This is a genomic window from Comamonas sp. C24C (genome assembly GCF_053345995.1).
In genome coordinates this window covers 271,225-292,181 of record NZ_JBKFBC010000002.1, presented here as the reverse complement: position 1 = coordinate 292,181, position 20,957 = coordinate 271,225, and the positions used below count along the sequence as shown (strand labels likewise).

Sequence of the window (20,957 nt, the reverse complement as noted above, 5' to 3'; positions counted from 1 at the left end):
GTTCCTCAATGGATTGAAATCGGCAAAACACCGGAGCCAAAGACTCAGGCGCGAAATTTGTTGGTGATGGGATAGCGCCAGTCCTTGCCGAAGCTGCGCATCGTCAGGCGCGGACCGACCGGAGCCTGGCGGCGCTTGTACTCGTTGATTTGTATCAGACGCGTGACCCGTTCCACGTCCGCCGGCGCAAAACCCTCGGCGACGATGGAACTTATGCTCTCGTTGTTTTCCATGTAGCGGGACACGATGGCATCCAGCACCTCGTAGTCCGGCAGGCTGTCCTGATCCTTCTGATCGGGGCGCAGCTCGGCGCTGGGCGGGCGCGTGATGATGCGCTCGGGGATGGGGTCAAGCCCGGTGCCAAAGGGGTCGTTGGCATTGCGCCAGCGCGCCAGCGCAAACACCTCGGTCTTGAACACATCCTTGATGACCGCAAAGCCACCGGCCATGTCGCCGTACAGCGTGCAGTAGCCGGTGGACATCTCGCTCTTGTTGCCCGTGGTCAGCACGATGGAGCCAAACTTGTTGCTCATGGCCATCAGCAGGGTGCCGCGAATACGGGCCTGCAGATTTTCCTCGGTCGTGTCCTCGGCTCGCCCGGCAAACGTGCCGGCCAGCGCCGCCTTGAAGGCCTCGAACTGCGGCGCGATATCGATCTCTTCGTGCTGCACGCCCACGCGCTCGGACATTTCGCGCGCGTCCAGCCAGCTGATATCGGCCGTATAGGGCGAAGGCATCATGACCGTGCGCACCTTGTCCGCGCCGAGCGCATCCACGGCAATGGCCAACACCAGGGCCGAATCCATGCCGCCCGACAGGCCGATGAGCGCGCCCGGAAAGCGGTTCTTGCCCACATAGTCGCGCACGGACAGCACCAGCGCAGACCAGAGTGCCTGATGGTGGCCCGGCAGGGGCCTGACTTCGCCCATCAGCGTCACACTGCCATTGCCCGGGTGCGCAGCCACCATGGGCAAATCTTCCTCGAAGGCCGCCGCACGCGCCGCCACCTGGCCGTCGGCCTGCACCGCGAACGAGCAGCCGTCGAACACGACTTCATCCTGGCCACCCACCAGATGGGCATAGACCAGAGGAACCGCGTTTTCCACGGCGCGCTGTGCGATCACCGCCTCGCGCTCCAGGGGTTTGCCGCTATGGAATGGCGAGGCATTGATGACGAGCAGCAACTGGGCGCCTGCGGCCACGGCGGCACGGGCCGGGCCGGCATGCCAGGCGTCCTCGCAAATCAGCAGACCGATACGGATGCCGTCGAGTTCGAAGACGCAGCTTTCCTTACCGGCCGCAAAGTAGCGCTGTTCGTCAAACACGCCAAAATTGGGCAGCAACTGCTTGTAATAGTTCGCCACCAGCTGGCCGTCGCGCAGCACGCTGGCAGCGTTGAACAAAGTCCCGGCCTGCGCATCGCGCTGCGGGTGACCGATGACCAGGGCCAGCCCCGGCCATTGGCTGCTGGCCTGCTGCAGCTGCTTCAAGGCCTCGTCGCAGGCATCCAGAAAAGCCGGACGAAGATAAAGGTCTTCGGCCGCATAGCCACACAGGGCCAGCTCGGGCGTGAGCAGCAGGCGGGCACCGTTGGCATAAGCTTGTTCGGCAGCGGCAATGATTTTCTGGACATTGCCAGAGAGGTCTCCCACAACAAAATTGCGTTGGGCACAGCAGATGGAAAGCGTCATGAAATGCAAGCTAGGCGGTGAGGCCACCAGCCCCCGCGACAATCAGGGCATGGCCGAAAACAAGATTATCACTCGCGTGCTTGCCAGCGTGCAGCAGCTGGACGCACAAACCTGGAATGTGCTGCTGGCCTCTCAATCCACGCCCACGCCCTTCATGCGCCACGAATACCTGGCTGCCATGGAGCAAAGCGGCAGCGCCACGCCCGATACAGGCTGGATCGCCCGGGTCATCACCGTCTGGGACGGCGAGGAGCTGCTGGCGGCCTGCCCCCTCTATATCAAGACCCACTCCTACGGCGAATATGTGTTTGACTGGGCCTGGGCGCGTGCCTATCAGCAGCATGGCCTGCCTTACTACCCCAAGGGTTTGCTGGCCGTCCCCTTCACGCCCGTGCCCGGCTCCCGCCTGCTGGCACGCAGCCAGGCGCTGCGCGTGGCGTTGGTGCAGGCCGTGCAGGCCTGGGCCGCCGAGCAGCAGCTGTCATCGCTGCACCTGCTTTTCGGCGATGCCGACGATCTTGCCGCCTGCGCTGCGGCCGGCTGGATGCAGCGCAGCACGGTGCAGTTTCACTGGACGAACACGCCGCCGGCGCTACCCGCTGCGGGAGCCACTCTGCCTGTAGAGGCAGAGCCCGCCAGCCTGCAGGCCTGCGCGGGCACTGCGGCGACACCGTCCCGCTGGAAGGACTTCGACGACTTTCTGGGCTCGCTGAACCAGGAAAAGCGCAAGAAGATCCGCCAGGAGCGACGCAAGGTTCGCGAAGCCGGCGTGAGCTTCAGGGGCATCAAGGGCTGCGACATCGGTGAGGCGGACTGGTCCTTCTTCTACCGCTGCTATGAGCGCACCTACCTGGAGCATGGCAACCCGCCTTATCTGACACCAGAGTTCTTTGCCGCCATGGCCTCGGCCATGCCCGAAAACTGGGTGATGTTCATCGCCGAGCGCAACGGGCAACCGATCGCCTCAAGTTTGATAGCTATTACCGCTTTTCAGTCAATGATTTCAGCATCAAATCTATTGTTTTTTGAGGACAGTCAAGCGCAAGCTGCTATCAATAACAAGGTCGCCTATGGCCGCTACTGGGGTGCTCTGGAGCGGGTCGACAGCCTGCATTTCGAGGCATGCTACTACCAGCCCATCGAATGGTGCATTGCCAACGGCTTTGACCGTTTCGAAGGCGGCGCCCAGGGAGAGCACAAGATGGCCCGCGCCCTGCTGCCCGTGGAGACCCCCAGCGCCCACTGGGTGGCCCACCCGGCTTTTGCCGATGCCATCGAGCGCTTTTTGCAGCGCGAAGGCGAAGGCATGGCCCAGTATGTGGAAGAGCTGCAGTCCCATAGCCCGCTGCGCAAGGTCTGAAGGCGGATACAAAAAAGGCCGCTTTGCAGCGGCCTTGAATCCCGGGCCCTTGGAGACATTCAGAAGGTTTCCCAGTCATCCTCGTTCAGCGAGGACTTGGGGGCATTGCGGGCAGGCGCGGATTCGCTCGCCATGGACCCGCCCATCAAGGAGCGCGGAGCCGCCTGCCTGGGTGCCGGCTGGGCGGCCACACGACGGGCAGGCGCCTGGCGCGCTGGTGCGGCAGCAGCGGCCTTGACTGGCGCCGCGGTACGGGAGACAGTCTTTGGCGACTGATCGTAAGCCGCTGCGCCAGGCAGCTGAAACACTGCCACGGCCTGGACCAGATCCTGCGCCTGTTTGCGCAGCGCACCGGCGGCGGCGGCGCTTTCTTCGACCAGCGCCGCATTCTGCTGCGTCGTCTGATCCATCTGCGTCACCGCCTCGCCCACCTGGGCCACACCCTGGCTCTGCTCCTGGCTGGCGGCACTGATTTCGGTCATCAGATCCGTCACCCGGCTGATCGCGGACACGATATCGGCCATGGTGGCGCCGGCCTTGTCCACCAGTTGCGTGCCCTGCTCCACACGTTGCACGCTGGTGTTGATCAAGGCCTTGATTTCCTTGGCGGCTTCGGCGCTGCGCTGGGCCAGGGTACGCACCTCGCCCGCCACCACGGCAAAGCCACGGCCCTGCTCGCCGGCGCGCGCCGCTTCCACGGCCGCATTCAGCGCCAGGATATTGGTCTGGAAGGCGATGGAGTCGATGACGGTGATGATGTCGGCAATCTGCTGGCTGCTGTTGTTAATGCCTTTCATGGTCTCCACCACTTCGGCCACCACGGCTCCGCCCTGCGCTGCCACCTGGGAAGCGTTCACGGCCATCTGATTGGCGGCACGGGCGTTGTCGGCGTTCTGGCGCACGGTGGAGCCCAGCTGCTCCATGGAAGCCGCCGTCTCCTCCAGCGCACTGGCCTGCTCCTCGGTGCGGCTGGACAGATCGGCATTGCCCGAGGCAATCTGCGAACTGGCCGAGGCCACGCCTTCCGCGTTCTGGCGTACCGTGCGCACGGTCTGCACCAGACTGCTTTGCATGCGCTCCAGGGCGCCCAGCAGGCGACCGGTTTCATCCTCTCGCTCCACGCGAATGACGCCGCTCAGATCGCCATTGGCCACGCGGTCCGCGGCCTGTACCGCCTGCTCCAGCGGCGCACGGATGGAGCGCACCAGCCAGATGCCGGCGCCCAGGGCCACCAGCACCGCAATTGCTGCAGCCACGACCAGCAAGCTCACGGCGCGGTCGTAAACCTGCTCCGAAGCCAGCGTCTCGCTTCTTGCCACATCACTGTTGAACTTGATCAGCTTCTGCAAGGTCGCCGAAGACGCGTCGTAGAGCTTGAGAGACTCGCCCCCCAGCAATTGCTTGGCCTGCTCCTTGTCGCCGCTGCGCGAAACTTCAAACAACCGCTTGTTCAGCTCGACATAACGCTCCCGCTCGTGCAGGAACTGCGTGTAGAGCTCGCGCTCCTCGGCCGTGAGAATCAAAGGCTCGTAGAGCTTTTTGGCCTCGGCCAGATGTTTTTGCAGCTGATCGAACTGGGTTTCCACCTGAGCCATATAACCGGGCTCGTCATTATTGACATGCCGCAATTCGAGCAAGCGGGTGCGCGCCAGGTCGGTATTGAGGGTATTGATCACTTCCACACTGGGCAGGGCGTTGCCGGTGATGGTTTCGGCACTGGAGCGCATGGAGCTCAGCTGCAGCAAAGCCATGGCGACCACCACGACCAGCAACACGACCAGAATCCCGAATGTGCCGAGAATCCGCGTGGAGATTTTGATGCTTTTCATTGATTGCACCTCCCTCTATTACCAATTAGTTTTTTATAAATACTTCTGCTGAATCCAGGCCTGCGAAGCACACGAATTCACTTTTTTCTGCTCGATCGGAAAATATCTCTCTGAATGGCACACAAGAGATGAAATGAACCGGATACCGGCTTATATGTTTTCAATTGTTTCCAGTTTCATAATCCTTGCCTATCTTCAAGAGCCTACAAATACGTAGGCAACCACTTACATCACGCCATTAGTTACTATTAGTTACCAATGGCCGTGACTAGGGATTCTCGATGCCGCCACAAGTTACATAGCTTTGAAAAAGCACCAAGCCACCCTTCTTCTTGATCAATATCAAGACAGTTTGGAGAAAGCTTGTAAAAAAACCCCGACAGCTTTCGCTATCGGGGTTTTGAGACAAAGGTCATTGAAACCGGAAATCCTCAGAACTGCTCCCAGTCCTGGTCGCTTCCCAGAGCGGGCTGAGCCGCGGGAGCCGCCTTGACCTGCCCCTGGCCGGCCAACGCAGCGACTTGCGGGCCTGCGCTCTTTGCGGCCTTGGCAACTGTGGGTTCTGTCCGGTTGCGCAGAGCTGCCGTGGCAAAGCTCTGTGCCTGATTGCCAAGCTGAAAAATCGCCACCGAATCGACCAAGGCCTTGGCCTGGCGCTGCAGGGAGTCTGCCGCCGCAGCACTTTCCTCCACCAGGGCCGCGTTCTGCTGCGTGGCCTGATCCATCTGGGTGATGGCTTCGCCGACCTGGGCCACGCCCTGGCTCTGCTCGCTGCTGGCGGCGCTGATCTCGCCCATGATGTCCGTCACGCGGCCGATGGCCGTCACGATTTCGGCCATCGTGGCCCCGGCCTTGTCCACCAGTTGCGAGCCCTGCTCCACGCGCTCCACGCTGGCATGGATGAGCTGCTTGATCTCCTTGGCGGCTTCGGCACTGCGCTGGGCCAGCGTGCGAACCTCGCCCGCCACCACGGCAAAGCCACGGCCCTGCTCACCGGCACGCGCGGCCTCCACGGCTGCGTTCAGGGCCAGGATATTGGTCTGGAAGGCGATGGAGTCGATCACGCCGATGATGTCGGCAATCTGGCGGCTGCTGTCGTTGATGCCCTTCATGGTGTCCACCACCTGGGCCACCACGGCACCGCCGCGGCCCGCGACATCGGAGGCGTTCCTGGCCATCTGGTTGGCGCTCTGGGCGTTGTCGGCGTTCTGACGCACGGTCGAGCCCAACTGCTCCATGGATGCGGCCGTTTCCTCCAGAGCGCTGGCCTGGCTTTCGGTGCGCGATGAAAGATCGGCATTGCCCTGCGCGATTTCACTGGACGCCAGGGCCACGCCGTGGGCATTGCCACGCACATCCTGAACCACGGATGACAGCTGGCGACGCATGTCCTCCAGCGCGTTGAGCAGCAAGCCCATCTCGTCGCGGCGCTGGTTCTTCACCACCATGCCCAGCCTGCCGGCCGCCACGGCCTGCGCCAGCTCGACAGCCTTGGCCACGGGCGCAGTGATGGCGCGTGTCATCGCAATACCGACCACAGCGGCAAACAGCACCACCAGCGCCAGCGTGCCGAGCAGCCAGTAGCGGGCCAGCTCGAAACTGGATTTTTCGGCCTGCTGGGCCTGGGCCGCGTTCTCGAGCTGCAGCGTCATCAGCTTGCCCGTGCTTTCCGCCAGCTGGCTGAAGGCCTGCTCGGACAGCCCGGCAAAGAACAGGCCCAGTTCATCGGCCATGCCGGCCTGGCTGTCCACGGTGTTGTAGTCGCCGTCGCGCGCCCGCGCCAGCAATTGCTCGTGCAGTTTCAGGAAATTCGCCTTGTTGGCCTGATAGCCCTCATAGGCCTGGCGCAGCGGCTGGCTGGCAATCAGCTCATGGACCACCTTCTCCTGCTCGGCAATGGTCTTCAGGCGCTGCTGGATCTGCTGCTCGTAGCCTTCGATCTCGACCAGCGTGCGCGCGGTGGCGATGCCTGCCTCATGGCGGCGCAGCCGGTTGTACTCGGAGCGCATGGAAGCCGCGTTGTAGACGCTGGGAAGCGCCACCTCGGATACCTCGCGGCCCGCCGCATGAATGCTGGACAGTTGCAGCCAGGCCACCAGCCCCAGCAATGCAGACAACAGCACCAGCGCCGTGAAGCTGATGCCCAACTTGGTCCCCACGCGCCAGTCCGAAATCTTCCAACTCATGCGCATCCCCTCGTATATATCGATGCAGGCAATAAAAAACGCACCAAGCGAGGTCCGCCGGGTGCGTTTCAAATTGTATAGATGCAGATGGCGAGGCTTCTCTGCAAGTAAAGGTTAGAGACCCTTTACTAGTTTGGATCAGCCCTTGTAGTTGGCGATACCGTCCACGATTTCCTTGTGTGCCGCGTCCACGCCCTTCCAGCCCAGAACCTTGACCCACTTGCCCTTTTCCAGATCCTTGTAGTGCTCGAAGAAGTGGGCGATCTGCTGCAGGGTCAGCTCATGGATATCGCTGAGGTGGTTGATCTTGTCGTAGGAAGGCAGCAGCTTCTGTGTGGGAACAGCCAGAACCTTGCCGTCGACGCCGGACTCGTCTTCCATCTCCAGGATGCCGATGGCACGGCAGGGCACCACCACGCCGCTGGGCAGGGGGAAGGGAGTCATCACCAGCACGTCCACGGGGTCGCCGTCGCCAGACAGGGTCTGGGGCACATAGCCGTAATTCACGGGGTAGTGCATGGCGGTGCCCAGGAAACGATCCACGAACAGGCAGCCGGATTCCTTGTCCACTTCGTACTTCACGGGAGCCGAGTTGGCCGAGATTTCGATGACGACGTTGAAGACTTCAGGCGTCTTGGAGCCGGGGGTCACATTGTTCAGAGACATGATGGTTGGGAGAAGTAATACAAAAAGCCCGCCAGCGCCGACGAAGCATCGGCACCTGAGGGTCAGCCCGCGATTTTAGGCGCATGACCCTAACGCTGGCATTACATGTTTGAAAGCTGGGTCCGCAGCGCTGTATTACAGGCGACCGCAGTGGCTGGAATATCCATAAAAAAGACTATTTCCCCTTTACCAGACAATGCTTTTAGATCTCACAAACAGAGCATCATGCATTCACAGGCTGGCGACGTCGCACGGGGCCGCTGCGCTGTTCCACTGCCGCCTGCACCTCCTTGCGCAGCCCGAGCGCAAAGCCCAGTTCGGCCGCCACGAACAGCGGGCCAATCACCAGGCCCATCACATCGTCAAAAAATGCGGGCTTGCGTCCCTCCCAGTAGTGACCGACAAACTGGATCACCCACCCGAGCGCGAACAGGCCCAGCCCCCAGACCAGCCAGCTGCCCATGGGCTGCGCGGCAATGGGAGCAGCCAGCGCCAGCATGATGGCCAGCACCACGCTCATGAACAGGCCGTAGCGCCCGTCCAGCCGCCAGTAATACACCGCGGCGGCAAGCGCTGCCAGCAGGGCCAGCGAGATCGGCATACCACCCAGCGCACCCCATTGCAGCCTGGCCAACAGAATGACCACCGCCTGCATGATCATGGGCACGCCAATGTAGTGCGTGACGATATTGCGCGGGTCGCGGTGGTAGTCGGCGTAGTTGGACAGTTGATCGATTAGGGTTTTCATCGCTGTATCTCCTGGTCGCTTGTCAGAGCATGGTGGCGCAGCATCAACCTTGCCGTCTGTCATGCCACCGACACAAGCGCTAATACCCTCACCCAGGCCTGCACTGGCCTCCGTGCCCTCTGCACGCAAGCGCGGCAGCTTCGAGCATGTCAACTCCAATGACCTCTGGGCCATCGTGCAGGCCGGTCGCTGGTTCCGCTCGCTGCCGCCGGAATTGACCGCCCAGATGCAGCAACTGGCCCAGCCAAGGCTGCTGGCCGCCGGCGAATGGCTGTTTCGCCGCGGCGATGCCCCTTGCGGCCTGTATGCAGTGGCCAGGGGCTCGCTCAGCATCTCCGGCACGGCAGCGCTTCAGGAAAACACCCGCACGGCCTTGCTGACATTGATCGAGCCGCCGAGCTGGCTAGGCGAGATCGCCCTCTTCGACGGCGAGCCCCGCACCCACGACGCCTGCGCCAACACCGCCTGCGCCCTGCTGCATATCCCGATACCGCCGCTGCGCGAGTGGCTGGATGCCAATCCGCATTGCTGGCGCCACATGGCCCTGCTGCTGACCCACAAGCTACGTGCCAGCCTGATTGCCCTGGAGGAGCAGACCGTGCTGCCTGCACCGCAGCGCGTGATGTGCCGTCTGGTGCAGATGGCCATGGGCCACGAGCAATGGGCCGACCGCATGCGCACCCACCGCGAGCTGGCCGTCTCGCAGGAGCAGATCGCACGCATGCTTGGCCTGTCACGCCAGACCACCAACCAGATCCTGCAGGAGCTGCAGCAGGCCGGCTGGCTGCAACTGCGGCGCGGCAAGCTGGAAGTTCTGGACCTGGCCGCACTCAAGGCCGCAGCACTCACCGGGCAGATACCCGCGGGCAGCTAGACACTCGCCGCCTGGCTCGGAGTCGCCCCTCTGCCGCCCCGCTGTCCGCTTGGTGCTGGACAAGCCTGCTATCTCTTTGATAATGAAATCGGGTCTGGCGCACCAGACCCGGTTCAAGATCATCGCGGGCGATCCAGTCAGGTTCCGACATGCCGTCGTCGCCCGCCATAACAACGGATACCCCATGCCCCTGCCTCCCAGTGCCAGCCGCACGCCAGCCCCTATCCACATGCGCGACGTCAAATACCGGGGCTATGCCCGTGATGACGGCATGTGGGACGTGGAAGCCGAGCTGATCGACCAGAAAACCTATGACATCGAGTTGCACGGCCGCCGCAAAGTGCCGGCAGGCAAGCCGATTCACCATATGTGGATCCGCCTGACCATCGATGCCGACATGGTGGTGCACGGCATAGAGGCTGCCATGGACGACCATCCCCTGGGCCACTGCCCCCAGGCCACCAAGTCCATGCAGAAGATGGTGGGCTGCTGCATAGCCCGCGGCTGGCGCCGCGCGATTGCCGACAATCTGGGCGGGGTGGTGGGCTGCACGCATCTGCGCGAGTTGCTGTTCAATATGGCAACGCCCGCTTTTCACACCGTGCTCAACCAGTTCGGCACCAATGGCTCGGGCCTGCCACCACGCCACCTGGGCCAGTGTCTGGGCTGGGACTTCAACGGCCCCGGCGTGGCGGAGTTCTACCCCGAGTTCAAAGACTGGAAGCCGCAGGCTCAGCAGCAACCCAGGGAAACCACTACACAAGCCTGATCCACAACACCGACAAGCGCTAACAGCTATCAATTTTGATAGCCCACAACAAGCCCGCAGCCGGCCCGGACTTCGCTCTTGCGGCACAATCGAGTCCATGGCAGAACGTGTGATCCCCTTGGTCGATGAGCGTGCGGCATCCCGCAGCGCAATCGTCCCCAGCCCCCTGCAGGCCCCTACCGGGCTGCTGCAGGATCAATGGGGACGGCCCTTGCGCGACCTGCGCATCAGCGTCACCGACCGCTGCAACTTCCGCTGCAACTACTGCATGCCCAAGGAAGTTTTTGACAAGAACTACCAATATCTGCCCCACAGCTCGCTGCTGAGCTTCGAGGAAATTACGCGCCTGGCCAGATTGTTTGTCGCCCATGGCGTGCGCAAGCTGCGCCTGACCGGCGGCGAGCCGCTGCTGCGCAAGAACATCGAAGCCCTGATCGCCCAGCTGGCCCAGCTGCGCACGCCCGATGGCCAGCCGCTGGACCTGACACTGACCACCAACGCCTCGCTGCTGGCACGCAAGGCCCGCGCCCTGAAGGACGCCGGCCTGAACCGCGTGACCGTCAGCCTCGACGGGCTGGACGACGCAGTGTTCCGGCGCATGAACGATGTGGATTTTCCCGTGACCGATGTACTGGCCGGCATCGAGGCTGCGCAGGCCGCAGGTCTGTCGCACATCAAGGTCAACATGGTGGTCAAGCGCGGCACCAATGACGACCAGATCCTGCCCATGGCCCGCTATTTCCGCGGCACGGGAGTAACGCTGCGCTTCATCGAATATATGGACGTGGGTGCCACCAACGGCTGGCGCATGGACGAGGTACTGCCCTCGGACGAGGTGATAGCGCGTCTACGCGCCGAGCTGCCGCTGATCCCGCTGGCGCCCAGCGCCCCGGGCGAGACCGCCGTGCGTTGGGGCTATGCCGATGCCAGCGGACAATATGACCCGCAGCTGGGCGAGGTGGGTGTCATCAGCAGCGTGACCCACGCTTTCTGCGGCGACTGCAACCGCGCACGCCTGTCTACCGAGGGCCAGCTCTATCTGTGCCTGTTCGCCAGCCAGGGCTGGGACTTGCGCAGCCTGCTGCGCACCGGTGCCAGCGATGCCGAGATTGCTGCTGCCATTGCCCCCATCTGGCAACAGCGCGACGATCGCTACTCGCAGCTGCGCAGCGAGATGCCGCCCGATGTGGCGCCGGTGCGGCAAGGTCGGCGTATTGAGATGAGCTATATCGGTGGCTGACTCACGCATCACCGCTGAGCAGATCACCGGTTGCGTGCTGGCCGGGGGACGCGGCGCGCGCATGGGCGGCGTGGACAAGGGCCTGCAGCGCTTTCAAGGCTTGCCGCTGGCACTGCATGCATTGCAGCGCCTGGCCCCACAGGTCGGCCCCCTGCTCATCAATGCCAATCGAAATGCAGCGGCCTATGCCGCCCTGGGCCAGCCACTGGCTGCCGAGGTCTGCGCCGACAGCCTGCCCGACTACCCCGGCCCGTTGGCGGGCTTCATGGCCGGCCTCGCCCATTGCCGCACGCCATGGCTGCTTTGCGTGCCCTGCGATACGCCGCTGCTGCCCCTCGATCTGACGACGCGAATGCTGGCGTCGCGCGGCGATGCCGATATCGTCATCGCTCACGGCTGGGATACCGAGCACGCCAAGCCGGGCCAGCCGCCGCAGCTGCGCGCCCAGCCCGTGTTCTGCCTGCTGCGGGCCCAGCTCGCCTCCAGCCTGGAGCGCTTCATCACCGGCGGCGGCCGCAAGATAGACGCCTGGACCGGCCAGCATCGCAGCGCCCAGGCCCTATTTGACCGCCCAGGGGATGAGCAGGCCTTCAGCAACGCCAACACGCTGGCCCAGTTGCTTGATCTGGAGCAAATCGCCACCGAACGCCAATCCTGATTTATCGGCACGTCAAGCCAAAAGCGTAAAGTGCCACGCAGCCCCATGGCCGCATCCCGTCATGAGGTTTTTTATTTTTTGCCGTTATGACCGCGACTTTTCAACCTGCCGCTTCCACCAGCGCCCAGACGCTGACCACTGACCAGGTACTGCAACAGCTGCAGGCCCTGCTGCAGCCGCTTGGTGCGGTCGCCGAAGTGGAAACCGTCGCCCTGCCCGATGCTCTGGATCGTGTGCTGGCAGCCGATGTGATCTGTCCCGTCAACGTCCCTCCCCATGACAACAGCGCCATGGATGGCTATGCCTTCGCCGGCAGCGAACTGGAGCAGGCACGGCCCGGCCAGCCACTGATGCTGCGTGTGGTGGGGACTGCTCTGGCCGGAGGGCCGTGGCAAGGCCGGCTTGGCGCTGGCCAATGCGTGAAGATCATGACGGGTGCGGTCATGCCTGTGGGCGCAGACACGGTAGTAGCCCATGAGCAGGCCAGCGCTGACCAGGAATGCATTCAATTTGACGGCCATGCCATGCGCGCAGGGGCCAATCGTCGCCTGCGCGGCGAAGACCTGGAGCAAGGCTCCGTGGCGCTGCAGGCCGGCCAGCGTCTCACACCAGCCGCTCTGGGCCTGCTGGCCAGCCTGGGACTGGGCCAGGTCAACGTACAGCGCAGGCTCAGCGTGGCTTACTTTTCCACCGGCGACGAGCTGCTGAGCCCCGGCGCCGAGCCGCGCGAGGGCGCCATCTACGACAGCAACCGCTTCAGCCTGCAGGCGCTGCTGCGCCGTCTGGGGGCCCATGTGCTGGACCTGGGAGCCGTGCCCGATGAGCCAACCGCCCTGGAAGAGCGCCTGCGCGAAGCAGCCACCCTGGCCGATGTGGTACTGACCAGTGGCGGCATCAGTACCGGCGAGGCCGATCACACCCGCGCGATGCTGCAGCGCCTGGGCACCGTGCAGTTCTGGCGTGTGGCCATGCGCCCCGGTCGACCACTGGCGGTGGGTCTGCTAGCTCCCGCAGGCGGAATCTCCTTGACCAGATCGGCAGGCATCCCGATCAAGACAAGCGCAGGCGTCTCCCACAGTCAGGGCAATACACCACCCACCCAACGCCCGGCGGTGCTGCTGGGGCTGCCCGGCAACCCGGTGGCCGCCATGGTGAGCTTTCTCATGTTTGTGCGTCCGGCCCTGGCCATGCTGGCAGGCGAACGCGACGCCCCCGTGCCATTGCTGCAGGCAATCAGCGGCGAGCGCCTGCGCAAACGCCCGGGCCGTACCGAGTATCTGCGCGGCGTGCTCGAACTCAATGAGAAGGGCCAGGCCGCCGTGCGCACCACGGGCCCGCAAGGCTCGGGCGTGCTCAGCTCCATGGTCGCAGCCGACTGCATCATCGTGCTGGACGATGCGCGCGGCGATGTCCAGCCCGGAGAATCCGTCAACATCCTGCTGCTGCAGGGTCTGATCTGAAGACAGACTTGCCGTCTGATCCTCGACCCTCGATCCATTCTGGGAAATATTTCATGCCATACCAAGCCACCCACTGGGCCACAGAACCCACAAGGCAGGCCATCGATGCGCTCAAGGGCGCGAACTTGCTGGAATTCGGCACCCCCTGGTGCGGGCACTGCCAGCGCGCTCAGCCGCTGCTGCAGTCCGCGCTGGCTGGCCAGCCGGAAGTGGCGCACATCAAGGTGGAAGACGGCCCCGGCCGGCCGCTGGGGCGCAGCTATCGCGTCAAGCTCTGGCCCACGCTGATTTTTCTGCGTGACGGCAAGGAGGTGGCGCGCATCGTCCGCCCCGAGTCCGAGCAGCAGATCCAAGAAGCACTGGCGCAGATCACGAACTGAGCCAGCGCAACTGGCCCGGCTGCCTGGCTCAGCCCTTCTTGAGCGCCAGCTCCACGCCCTTGTTGGCCAGCGCATCGGCGCGCTCATTGCCAGGGTCCCCGGCATGGCCCTTGACCCAGCGCCAGTCGATACGGTGACCGCTGCCCTGCACCAGCGCGTCCAGCTGCTTCCAGAGTTCGACATTCTTGACTGGCTCCTTGGAAGCGGTGACCCAGCCCTTGGCCTTCCAGCCCTGTATCCACTCGGTAATGCCTTTGCGCACGTACTGGCTGTCCAGATACAGCACTACATCGCAGGGACGCTTGAGCGCGGACAGCGCCTCGATCACGGCCTTGAGCTCCATGCGGTTATTGGTGGTTCCCAGTTCACCACCGAAGAGCTCCTTCTGCGCCGATCCGGCCTGCAGCAATGCGCCCCAGCCTCCAGGCCCGGGATTGCCCTTGCAGGCGCCATCGGTATAGATCACAACTTGATTCAATTTTCTTCCTTGTTACGCCAGAACATGTCCGGCGGCTGCTTCTGGGTCACGGGCGCCTTCATGCCGGTCGGCACGCTGCTCTTGCGCCAGCTCGGGCTCATCAGACGCATGCCCTGCACGCGCTTGACGGCCACCACGCAATAGACGCCCCCCATCACCGGCCAGCAGCGGTGGCCCAGGCCTTCCATGAACTGCCAGCGGCTCAGCCACTTCTCACTTTGAGTGGCAGGACGATAACAGCCAAATTGCACGGCTTCGATCTCGAAGCTCAGCAATCGCAGCCAATCGCGCAAACGCCAGTAGCCCACGCCCAGGCTCAGGTCCGGCAAATAGCCCGCGCTGCGCTCCACCCTACGCTGCAGACCCAGCAGACTGGAGGGATTCAGCCCGCTGATCACCAGCCGACCTTCCGGCACCAGCACGCGCGCAGCCTCGCGCAGCGCGGCATGCGGGTCGTTCGAAGCCTCCAGCGTATGCGGCATCAGCAGCAGGTCAAGACTGGCCTCGGCAAAAGGCAGGGCTTCCGGAGCGGTCCTGAGCGCCGGCATCAACGGGGCAAAATTCTGCGTTTCATCGGCGGGCGGCTGCACCTGCGACACTCCGGCCGCCGCCGCTTGCGCTACAGTGCCTGCTTTTGCATCCGGAACGGGATCGAGGCCCTCCAGCGCCAGCCAGCGATGGGGCATGCGGTTGCCGCGCAGGCCTTGCAGCTGCGGCAAGCCCAGTTGCAAGGCGTGGTAGCCAAAGATATCGGCCACCGCCTCGTCAAAGCGCTGCTGCTCCCATTCCAGGAGGTAGTGCCCTAGGGCTGAATCCGTCCAGTGATGCATCTCTATAATTTTGCAGCTCATGAACCTGTTGCCCATTCCCGCTTTTTCCGACAACTACATCTGGATGCTCCACGATGCGGAACACGCCGTGGTCGTCGATCCGGGTCAGGCCGAGCCTGTGCTGAGCACGTTGGCACAGCGGGGTCTGAAACTGCTGGGCATTTTAGTCACCCATCATCATGCCGACCATGTGGGCGGCATCGATGCCATTCGCGCGGCCACCGGCGCCCCCGTCTGGGGCCCTGCCTACGAGTCCCTGCCCGAGCCCGTCACGCGCGTGCAGGGCGGCGACAGCGTCGAGCTGCTCGGCGGCCCCTGGCAAGTCATCGATGTGCCCGGACACACCAGCGGTCATATTGCCTTCTTCAGCACCCGGGCGCAAAGCCAGCCCCTGCTGTTCTGCGGCGACACGCTGTTCTCGGGCGGCTGCGGCCGCCTTTTCGAAGGCACGGCAGCACAGATGCAGGCCTCGCTGGACGCACTGGCCGGCCTGCCCGGCAACACGCTGGTGTGCTGCGCACATGAGTACACAATTTCCAACCTGCGATTTGCGCAGGCCGTGGAACCAAACAATCCAGAACTGGCTCAGTATCTGGAACATTGCCAGCAACTGCGCAAGAGCGGGCAGCCGACGCTGCCCTCCACATTGCAGACCGAGCTGGCCATCAACCCGTTCATGCGAAGCCGCGCTGCCGATGTGATCGCAGCCGCCGTGCACCATGATCCTCAAACCAGGCCCGAGGACCCCGCCAGCGTGCTGGCCACCCTGCGCCAATGGAAAAACGTTTTCTGATGAAGCTGCTATCCACCCTGCTGCTGACAAGCGCACTGATATTGACCGGCTGCGCCACCACCAGCAGCGTCGACCCCATGTATCCGAACGGCCCGCTCAAACCCCTGGGCCAGGGCAAAGTCGGCAGCTCCGAAGTCGCTGAACTGGAAGCCACTGGCGACCTCTGGGTTCGCATCCGCAAGGGCTTTGCCATGCCCAACCTGGAGCAGGATCTCGTCCAGAACCAGGAGCAGTGGTATGCCACCCGCCCCGACTATATCCAGCGCATGACGGAGCGATCGAGCAAGTATCTGTTCCACATCGTCGAGGAGCTGGAGCGCCGCAACATGCCGACAGAGCTGGCGCTGTTGCCGTTCATCGAAAGCGCCTTCAACCCTCAGGCGGTCTCCAGCGCCAAGGCCGCCGGCATGTGGCAGTTCATGCCGGCCACCGGTACCTATTTCGACCTCAAGCAGAATGTCTTCCGCGACGATCGCCGCGATGTGTTGGCCTCGACCCGCGCCGCGCTCGACTATCTGCAAAAGCTCTACAACATGTTCGGCGACTGGCATCTGGCGCTGGCCGCCTATAACTGGGGCGAGGGAAGCGTGGGCCGCGCCATAAAGCGCAATGAGAAGCTAGGCCAGCCTGCGGGCTACCTCGATCTGCAGATGCCGGCCGAAACCCGCAACTACGTACCCAAGCTGCAAGCCGTCAAGAACATCGTGGCCGAGCCCGAGAAGTTCAACACCGAGCTTCCCATCATCGAAAACCACCCCTATTTCCAGGCCGTGGATCTGCCGCACGACATCGATGTGGAGCTGGTGGCCAAGCTGGCCGATGTCAGCGTCAATGACTTCAAGGCGCTCAACCCCAGCTTTCACAAGCCGGTGATCTTTGCGCGTGCCACGCCGCAGGTGCTGCTGCCCTGGGACAATGCCAAGGTCTTCCGCCGCAATCTGCAGGCCTATAGCGAAGGCCAGTTTGCCAGCTGGACGGTATGGACCGTGCCCACCACCATCACCGTGGCCGAAGCCGCCCAGCGCGCAGGCCTGGGCGAAGCCGATCTGCGCGCCATCAACAACATCCCGCCGCGCATGCTGATCAAGGCCGGCTCGACCCTGATGGTGCCGCGCGATGCCAATGTCAAGACCGATGTGCCCGGCCATGTGGCAGACAACGGCCAGATCTCCTTCGCCCCTGAAGTCGTGACCGTGCGCACCACGGTCAAGGCGCGCAAGCGCGATACCCTGGTCAGCGTGGCCAGCCGCTATGGCATCAGCGTCTCCAACCTCGCGGACTGGAACGACCTCAAGTCGACGGCATCCCTGCGCCCCGGCCAGTCGCTGATTGCCTACCTGCCAAGCCGCGCAGCCCGCAGCGCACGCGCCGAAAGCAATGACAGCTCGGCCCGCAACACCCGTGGCAGCAGCAAGGTGGCAGCCGCCAGCAAGAACGCCAGAAGCAGCAGTGCGCCCGCTCCCCGTGGCGGCAAGAGCGAACCCAAGGCTCGCGGCGGTACACCTGCCAAGAAGCGCAAATAAGCCTCACCACCCACAAAAAAGCCCGCTGTTCGCAGAACCAGCGGGCTTTTCTATTTCTGCTCTTTCAAAAAAGATAGCAAAAAACGCTTTATGGATAGGCGATTAAAGCCAATTCAAGCAATATTTTTAGCGCCTGTCCACCAGCGCGTGGGCAATCGTGCCCAGATCCACATATTCAAGTTCGCTGCCTATGGGTACGCCGCGCGCCAGCCGCGTGACCAGGATGCCACGCGACTTGAGCGCCTCGCTGATGGCATGGGCCGTGGCCTCGCCCTCGGCCGTGAAGCTGGTGGCCAGAATCACCTCCTGCACCACGCCGTCACAGGCACGCTCCAGCAACTGCTTCATGCCGATTTCCTTGGGGCCCACGCCATCAAGCGGCGACAGCCGCCCCATCAGCACGTAGTAGTAGCCCTGATAGGCCCCCGTGCGCTCCATGGCAGCCAGATCGGCCGGTGCCTCGACCACGCACAGCCGCGCGCCATCGCGCCCGGCGTCATCACAGATGCTGCAAATGGCGCCTTCGGTAAACGTGTGGCAGCGCTCGCAGTGATGCACCGAGTTCACCGCAGAGTCCAGCGCCCGCGCCAGTTGCAGCGCCCCGGCCTGGTCGCGCTGCAGCAGATGAAACGCCATGCGCTGTGCCGACTTGATGCCCACGCCCGGCAGCCGGCGCAAGGCCTCGATCAAGGCATCCAGAGATTGCACATCAGACACGGGTTTGTCCTTTCAGTCACCAGAAAAAAGGCGATCTGCCACTGCGCAGATCGCCATTCACTCCCCTGCACACCCCGGCCTGGGACAGCAAGCAGGAGCCGCGTCGCGGCATCGCAGCCATCCCTTGGCCGGGGAAGCGGCACGGCCGCTCAGGGGGAAATCCCTCAGAAGGGGAACTTCATCCCGCCGGGCAGGCCGGGCATACCGGCAGTGATCTTGCCCATCTTCTCGTTGGAGGTCTCTTCGGCCTTGCGCACAGCCGCGTTGAAGGCGGCAGCCACCAGGTCTTCCAGCATGTCCTTGTCTTCGGCCAACAGGCTGGGGTCGATGGTGATGCGCTTGACGTCATGCTTGCAGGTCATCACGACCTTGACCAGACCGGCACCGGATTCGCCTTCGACTTCGATATTGCCCAGCTCATCCTGAGCCTTCTTCAGGTTGTCCTGCATGGCCTGAGCTTGCTTCATCAAACCGGCGAGTTGTCCTTTGTTGAACATGAGAATTCCTTCTTTTGTTGAAACGCCTTATTCAGGCTGAATAGATATGGGCTTGATGCTACCGGGCACGATTTTCGCGCCAAAGTCTCGCATCAAGGTTTGCACCTGCGGATTGCTTTTGACAATGTCCTCGGCCAGCAACTGGCTGGCTTGTCTTTCCAGGGCCAGTCGGCGGGCAGGACTGTCCGTCACCGGCCCTTGCTCGACCTGCAATTGTCGCGCATGACCGGCCGCTTCCAGCGCAGCGCGCAAACGATCACGTGTGCCAGCCTGATTGAGCGAGCTGGACTCCACACGCAATCGCCACAGATCGCCTTCACGACCCAGCAGTTGCGACTGCAGCGCCAGCTGCCGCGCCACGGCCACCACGGCTTCGCTCTGCAGCAATTGCTGCACCACGTCAAACCACAGATCGCCCTCAGGGGTACGTTCCACGGGGGCTGCATCCTGGGCCGTGCTGGCATAACCGCCACTTGCGCTCTGCGCTGTCGGTTCGTCCGACTCCATGGGCGGCATGGCATGCAGGGGCTGGCCGACATCCAGTTCGGCATCATCGCCCCAGCGCCCATCATCAGCCCAACCCTCATCGGGCATGCCTGCCCAGGCCGCTTCGCCGGCATCCTGCTCTTCGGGAGCATCGGCCTCGGCGCTCTCGGACGCATCGTCGGCAGGCATCTGGCCTGCCTCGGCAGCGGCCTCCTGATTCGCAGCAGCCATGTTTCGCTGAACCACAGCAGGCTCCGGCGTCACCACAAGAGCTGGCGACCGGGTCGGCTCCGGGGCTGCCTGCATCACCGGCCTTGCAACGGAATACGCAACTGAATCAGAGCGATCAGCAACCGCTTGAATCTGCTCTGGCTCGGCCATTGCGGCAACTGACGCAGGCTCTTGCGCTGGTGCCGACTCCGGTGCGGGCTCCGGTACGGCTTGCACAACAGGCTGCGGCACAGACGGCAAGGACTGGACCTCGGTCGCTGGCGCCTCCTTCGCCACCGGCTGTGAAGCCGGAGGCTGCTGAATCGGAGCCGGAGCCTGGACAACAGGCCGGCTAGGCCTCAGCGCCGGAGTTTTTTTTTCAGCCGTGCCGGCTTCGGCATTTTCCGGCTTGAAGGCCAGCAGCCGCAGCAGTGCCATGGTGAGCGCCGCATATTCATCCGGGGCCAGTCCCAGCTCGACGCGTCCGTGCAGACAGATGCTGTAGAGCAGCTGCGTCTCGTCGCGTGGCATCAGACAGGCCAGTCGGTCTACTTCGGCAGCCTCCGGGTCACTGGCATCCAGCGGCATGTCGGGCACGGCCTGCAACACGGCCATGCGCTGCAGAACAGCGCACATTTCCTCCAGTGTCGATGCAGCAGACAGACCGTTGTGGCGCAGCTCTTCGGAGACTTCAACCACCGCGCGCCCGTGCCCCTGCGCCAGGGCATCGATCAGGCGAAAGACATGGCTTCGATCCACGCTGCCCAGCATCTGGCGCACCGTCGCCTCCTGCAGCTGCCCGCTGCCAAAGGCAATCGCCTGGTCGGTCAGGCTCAGCGCATCGCGCATGGAGCCGCGCGCGGCGCGCGACAGCAATCGCAGCGCCTGAGGTTCTGCCGGGACGCTTTCCTTGTCGAGCACATGGGTCAGGTGCTCCAGAACCGTTTCGGGCGCCATCGGGCGCAGATTGAACTGCAGGCAGCGCGAGAGCACGGTGACCGGTACTTTCTGCGGATCGGTCGTGGCCAACACGAACTTCAGATACTCCGGAGGCTCCTCCAGCGTCTTGAGCATGGCGTTGAACGCCGTGTTCGTCAGCATGTGCACCTCGTCGATCATGAAGACCTTGAAGCGCCCCTGCACCGGTTTGTACACCGCCTGCTCCAGCAGGCTCTGCACCTCATCCACGCCGCGGTTGGATGCAGCATCCAGCTCGGTGTAGTCGGGGAAACGACCGCTATCGATTTCAGTGCATGCTGCGCATACCCCGCAAGGGGTTGCAGTGATTCCACCATTGCCATCCAGGCCCTGGCAATTCAGCGACTTGGCCAGAATGCGCGACACCGTGGTCTTGCCCACGCCCCGTGTGCCCGTGAACAGATAGGCGTGATGCAGGCGCTGCTGGGTCAACGCATTGGTCAGAGCCTGAACCACGTGCTCCTGCCCCACCATTTCAGTGAAGGTACGGGGCCGGTATTTGCGAGCAAGCACTAAATAAGACATAGCCTCTGATTCTACGGGGCCGGGACATGCCAACAAGCCTGCTCCTGGAATCTCATTTC

The 20,957-nt window shown here is 63.3% G+C and carries 19 protein-coding genes; 9 read left to right on the top strand and 10 right to left on the bottom strand.

The window, feature by feature from the left end; all coding sequences use genetic code 11:
* Positions 1-44: 44 nt before the first annotated feature.
* On the bottom strand, positions 45-1,691 hold the full coding sequence (locus tag ACLBXN_RS05015; protein WP_447611368.1) for an NAD+ synthase: 1,647 nt from the start codon (positions 1,689-1,691) through the stop codon (positions 45-47).
* Between ACLBXN_RS05015 and ACLBXN_RS05010 the strand changes: the two genes are divergently transcribed.
* Positions 1,690-3,051 carry a GNAT family N-acetyltransferase gene (locus ACLBXN_RS05010; protein ID WP_447611367.1) on the top strand — a complete coding sequence of 454 codons (1,362 nt, stop codon included), beginning with the start codon at positions 1,690-1,692 and terminating at the stop codon, positions 3,049-3,051. The two genes, ACLBXN_RS05015 and ACLBXN_RS05010, sit on opposite strands and share 2 nt — an antisense overlap.
* 59 nt (positions 3,052-3,110) lie before the next feature.
* Here the strand turns inward: ACLBXN_RS05010 and ACLBXN_RS05005 are convergent, their stop codons facing one another.
* The 4 genes from ACLBXN_RS05005 to ACLBXN_RS04990 form a co-directional block, all read right to left on the bottom strand.
* On the bottom strand, positions 3,111-4,880 hold the full coding sequence (locus tag ACLBXN_RS05005; protein ID WP_447611366.1) for a methyl-accepting chemotaxis protein: 1,770 nt from the start codon (positions 4,878-4,880) through the stop codon (positions 3,111-3,113).
* 431 nt (positions 4,881-5,311) lie between these two features.
* On the bottom strand, positions 5,312-7,066 hold the full coding sequence (locus ACLBXN_RS05000; RefSeq protein ID WP_447611365.1) for a methyl-accepting chemotaxis protein: 1,755 nt from the start codon (positions 7,064-7,066) through the stop codon (positions 5,312-5,314).
* Between the two features lie 138 nt (positions 7,067-7,204).
* On the bottom strand, positions 7,205-7,732 hold the full coding sequence (gene ppa / locus ACLBXN_RS04995; protein WP_003056663.1) for an inorganic diphosphatase: 528 nt from the start codon (positions 7,730-7,732) through the stop codon (positions 7,205-7,207).
* A gap of 223 nt (positions 7,733-7,955) precedes the next feature.
* A complete protein-coding gene (locus tag ACLBXN_RS04990) occupies positions 7,956-8,480 on the bottom strand; it encodes an Mpo1 family 2-hydroxy fatty acid dioxygenase (protein ID WP_447611364.1) in 525 nt (174 codons plus the stop codon).
* A gap of 61 nt (positions 8,481-8,541) precedes the next feature.
* Here ACLBXN_RS04990 and ACLBXN_RS04985 point away from each other — a divergent pair, with 61 nt between their 5' ends.
* From ACLBXN_RS04985 to ACLBXN_RS04960, 6 genes are all read left to right on the top strand, one after another.
* The gene (locus ACLBXN_RS04985) at positions 8,542-9,354 is read left to right on the top strand and encodes a Crp/Fnr family transcriptional regulator (RefSeq protein ID WP_447611363.1); all 813 of its coding nucleotides are present in this window, start codon (positions 8,542-8,544) and stop codon (positions 9,352-9,354) included.
* 184 nt (positions 9,355-9,538) lie between these two features.
* Positions 9,539-10,123: a DUF2889 domain-containing protein gene (locus ACLBXN_RS04980; RefSeq protein WP_043007603.1), complete on the top strand. Its 585-nt coding sequence runs from the start codon at positions 9,539-9,541 to the stop codon at positions 10,121-10,123.
* 97 nt (positions 10,124-10,220) lie between these two features.
* Positions 10,221-11,363 (top strand): GTP 3',8-cyclase MoaA, encoded by a 1,143-nt coding sequence (gene moaA, locus ACLBXN_RS04975; RefSeq protein WP_447611362.1) that lies wholly within the window; start codon positions 10,221-10,223, stop codon positions 11,361-11,363.
* Positions 11,356-12,021 (top strand): molybdenum cofactor guanylyltransferase MobA, encoded by a 666-nt coding sequence (gene mobA, locus ACLBXN_RS04970; protein WP_447611361.1) that lies wholly within the window; start codon positions 11,356-11,358, stop codon positions 12,019-12,021. Before moaA ends, mobA begins: the two co-directional genes overlap by 8 nt.
* 86 nt (positions 12,022-12,107) lie before the next feature.
* Positions 12,108-13,481 (top strand): molybdopterin molybdotransferase MoeA, encoded by a 1,374-nt coding sequence (moeA, locus tag ACLBXN_RS04965; protein WP_447611360.1) that lies wholly within the window; start codon positions 12,108-12,110, stop codon positions 13,479-13,481.
* Positions 13,482-13,534: 53 nt separating this feature from the next.
* Positions 13,535-13,861, top strand: coding sequence for a thioredoxin family protein (locus ACLBXN_RS04960; protein ID WP_447611359.1), 327 nt, complete (start codon positions 13,535-13,537; stop codon positions 13,859-13,861).
* Positions 13,862-13,889: 28 nt separating this feature from the next.
* On the opposite strand, the gene rnhA is transcribed toward ACLBXN_RS04960, so the two are convergent.
* Positions 13,890-14,339, bottom strand: a complete 450-nt coding sequence (gene rnhA, locus ACLBXN_RS04955; RefSeq protein WP_003066200.1) for a ribonuclease HI — start codon at positions 14,337-14,339, stop codon at positions 13,890-13,892.
* Positions 14,336-15,169: a class I SAM-dependent methyltransferase gene (locus tag ACLBXN_RS04950; RefSeq protein ID WP_447611610.1), complete on the bottom strand. Its 834-nt coding sequence runs from the start codon at positions 15,167-15,169 to the stop codon at positions 14,336-14,338. The genes rnhA and ACLBXN_RS04950 overlap by 4 nt, the downstream gene beginning before the upstream one ends.
* A gap of 19 nt (positions 15,170-15,188) precedes the next feature.
* Here ACLBXN_RS04950 and gloB point away from each other — a divergent pair, with 19 nt between their 5' ends.
* Both gloB and ACLBXN_RS04940 read left to right on the top strand, forming a co-directional pair.
* A complete protein-coding gene (gene gloB, locus ACLBXN_RS04945) occupies positions 15,189-15,962 on the top strand; it encodes a hydroxyacylglutathione hydrolase (protein WP_447611358.1) in 774 nt (257 codons plus the stop codon).
* Entirely contained in the window at positions 15,962-17,485 is a 1,524-nt protein-coding gene (locus tag ACLBXN_RS04940; RefSeq protein WP_447611357.1) for a transglycosylase SLT domain-containing protein, read from the top strand. The genes gloB and ACLBXN_RS04940 overlap by 1 nt, the downstream gene beginning before the upstream one ends.
* Before the next feature lie 126 nt (positions 17,486-17,611).
* Here ACLBXN_RS04940 and recR read toward each other — a convergent pair whose 3' ends face one another.
* The 3 genes from recR to dnaX all read right to left on the bottom strand — a co-directional run bounded on the left by recR (position 17,612) and on the right by dnaX (position 20,898).
* On the bottom strand, positions 17,612-18,202 hold the full coding sequence (gene recR / locus ACLBXN_RS04935; protein WP_043007509.1) for a recombination mediator RecR: 591 nt from the start codon (positions 18,200-18,202) through the stop codon (positions 17,612-17,614).
* A 164-nt stretch (positions 18,203-18,366) separates the two neighbouring features.
* Positions 18,367-18,699, bottom strand: coding sequence for a YbaB/EbfC family nucleoid-associated protein (locus tag ACLBXN_RS04930; protein WP_003056681.1), 333 nt, complete (start codon positions 18,697-18,699; stop codon positions 18,367-18,369).
* Between the two features lie 27 nt (positions 18,700-18,726).
* The gene (gene dnaX / locus ACLBXN_RS04925) at positions 18,727-20,898 is read right to left on the bottom strand and encodes a DNA polymerase III subunit gamma/tau (protein ID WP_447611356.1); all 2,172 of its coding nucleotides are present in this window, start codon (positions 20,896-20,898) and stop codon (positions 18,727-18,729) included.
* Positions 20,899-20,957 lie beyond the last annotated feature (59 nt).

Bases quoted from the DNA above. Each gene is read 5' to 3' on its own strand.
- ACLBXN_RS04980 (WP_043007603.1), top strand. From the start codon at position 9,539: ATGCCCCTGCCTCCCAGTGCCAGCCGCACGCCAGCCCCTATCCACATG.
- gloB (WP_447611358.1), top strand. From the start codon at position 15,189: ATGAACCTGTTGCCCATTCCCGCTTTTTCCGACAACTACATCTGGATG.
- ACLBXN_RS04940 (WP_447611357.1), top strand. From the start codon at position 15,962: ATGAAGCTGCTATCCACCCTGCTGCTGACAAGCGCACTGATATTGACC.
- moeA (WP_447611360.1), top strand. From the start codon at position 12,108: ATGACCGCGACTTTTCAACCTGCCGCTTCCACCAGCGCCCAGACGCTG.
- ppa (WP_003056663.1), bottom strand. From the start codon at position 7,732: ATGTCTCTGAACAATGTGACCCCCGGCTCCAAGACGCCTGAAGTCTTC.
- ACLBXN_RS05005 (WP_447611366.1), bottom strand. From the start codon at position 4,880: ATGAAAAGCATCAAAATCTCCACGCGGATTCTCGGCACATTCGGGATT.
- ACLBXN_RS05010 (WP_447611367.1), top strand. From the start codon at position 1,690: ATGAAATGCAAGCTAGGCGGTGAGGCCACCAGCCCCCGCGACAATCAG.
- ACLBXN_RS05000 (WP_447611365.1), bottom strand. From the start codon at position 7,066: ATGAGTTGGAAGATTTCGGACTGGCGCGTGGGGACCAAGTTGGGCATC.
- ACLBXN_RS04930 (WP_003056681.1), bottom strand. From the start codon at position 18,699: ATGTTCAACAAAGGACAACTCGCCGGTTTGATGAAGCAAGCTCAGGCC.
- ACLBXN_RS04985 (WP_447611363.1), top strand. From the start codon at position 8,542: ATGCCACCGACACAAGCGCTAATACCCTCACCCAGGCCTGCACTGGCC.
- dnaX (WP_447611356.1), bottom strand. From the start codon at position 20,898: ATGTCTTATTTAGTGCTTGCTCGCAAATACCGGCCCCGTACCTTCACT.
- moaA (WP_447611362.1), top strand. From the start codon at position 10,221: ATGGCAGAACGTGTGATCCCCTTGGTCGATGAGCGTGCGGCATCCCGC.
- ACLBXN_RS05015 (WP_447611368.1), bottom strand. From the start codon at position 1,691: ATGACGCTTTCCATCTGCTGTGCCCAACGCAATTTTGTTGTGGGAGAC.
- ACLBXN_RS04960 (WP_447611359.1), top strand. From the start codon at position 13,535: ATGCCATACCAAGCCACCCACTGGGCCACAGAACCCACAAGGCAGGCC.
- ACLBXN_RS04950 (WP_447611610.1), bottom strand. From the start codon at position 15,169: ATGCATCACTGGACGGATTCAGCCCTAGGGCACTACCTCCTGGAATGG.
- ACLBXN_RS04990 (WP_447611364.1), bottom strand. From the start codon at position 8,480: ATGAAAACCCTAATCGATCAACTGTCCAACTACGCCGACTACCACCGC.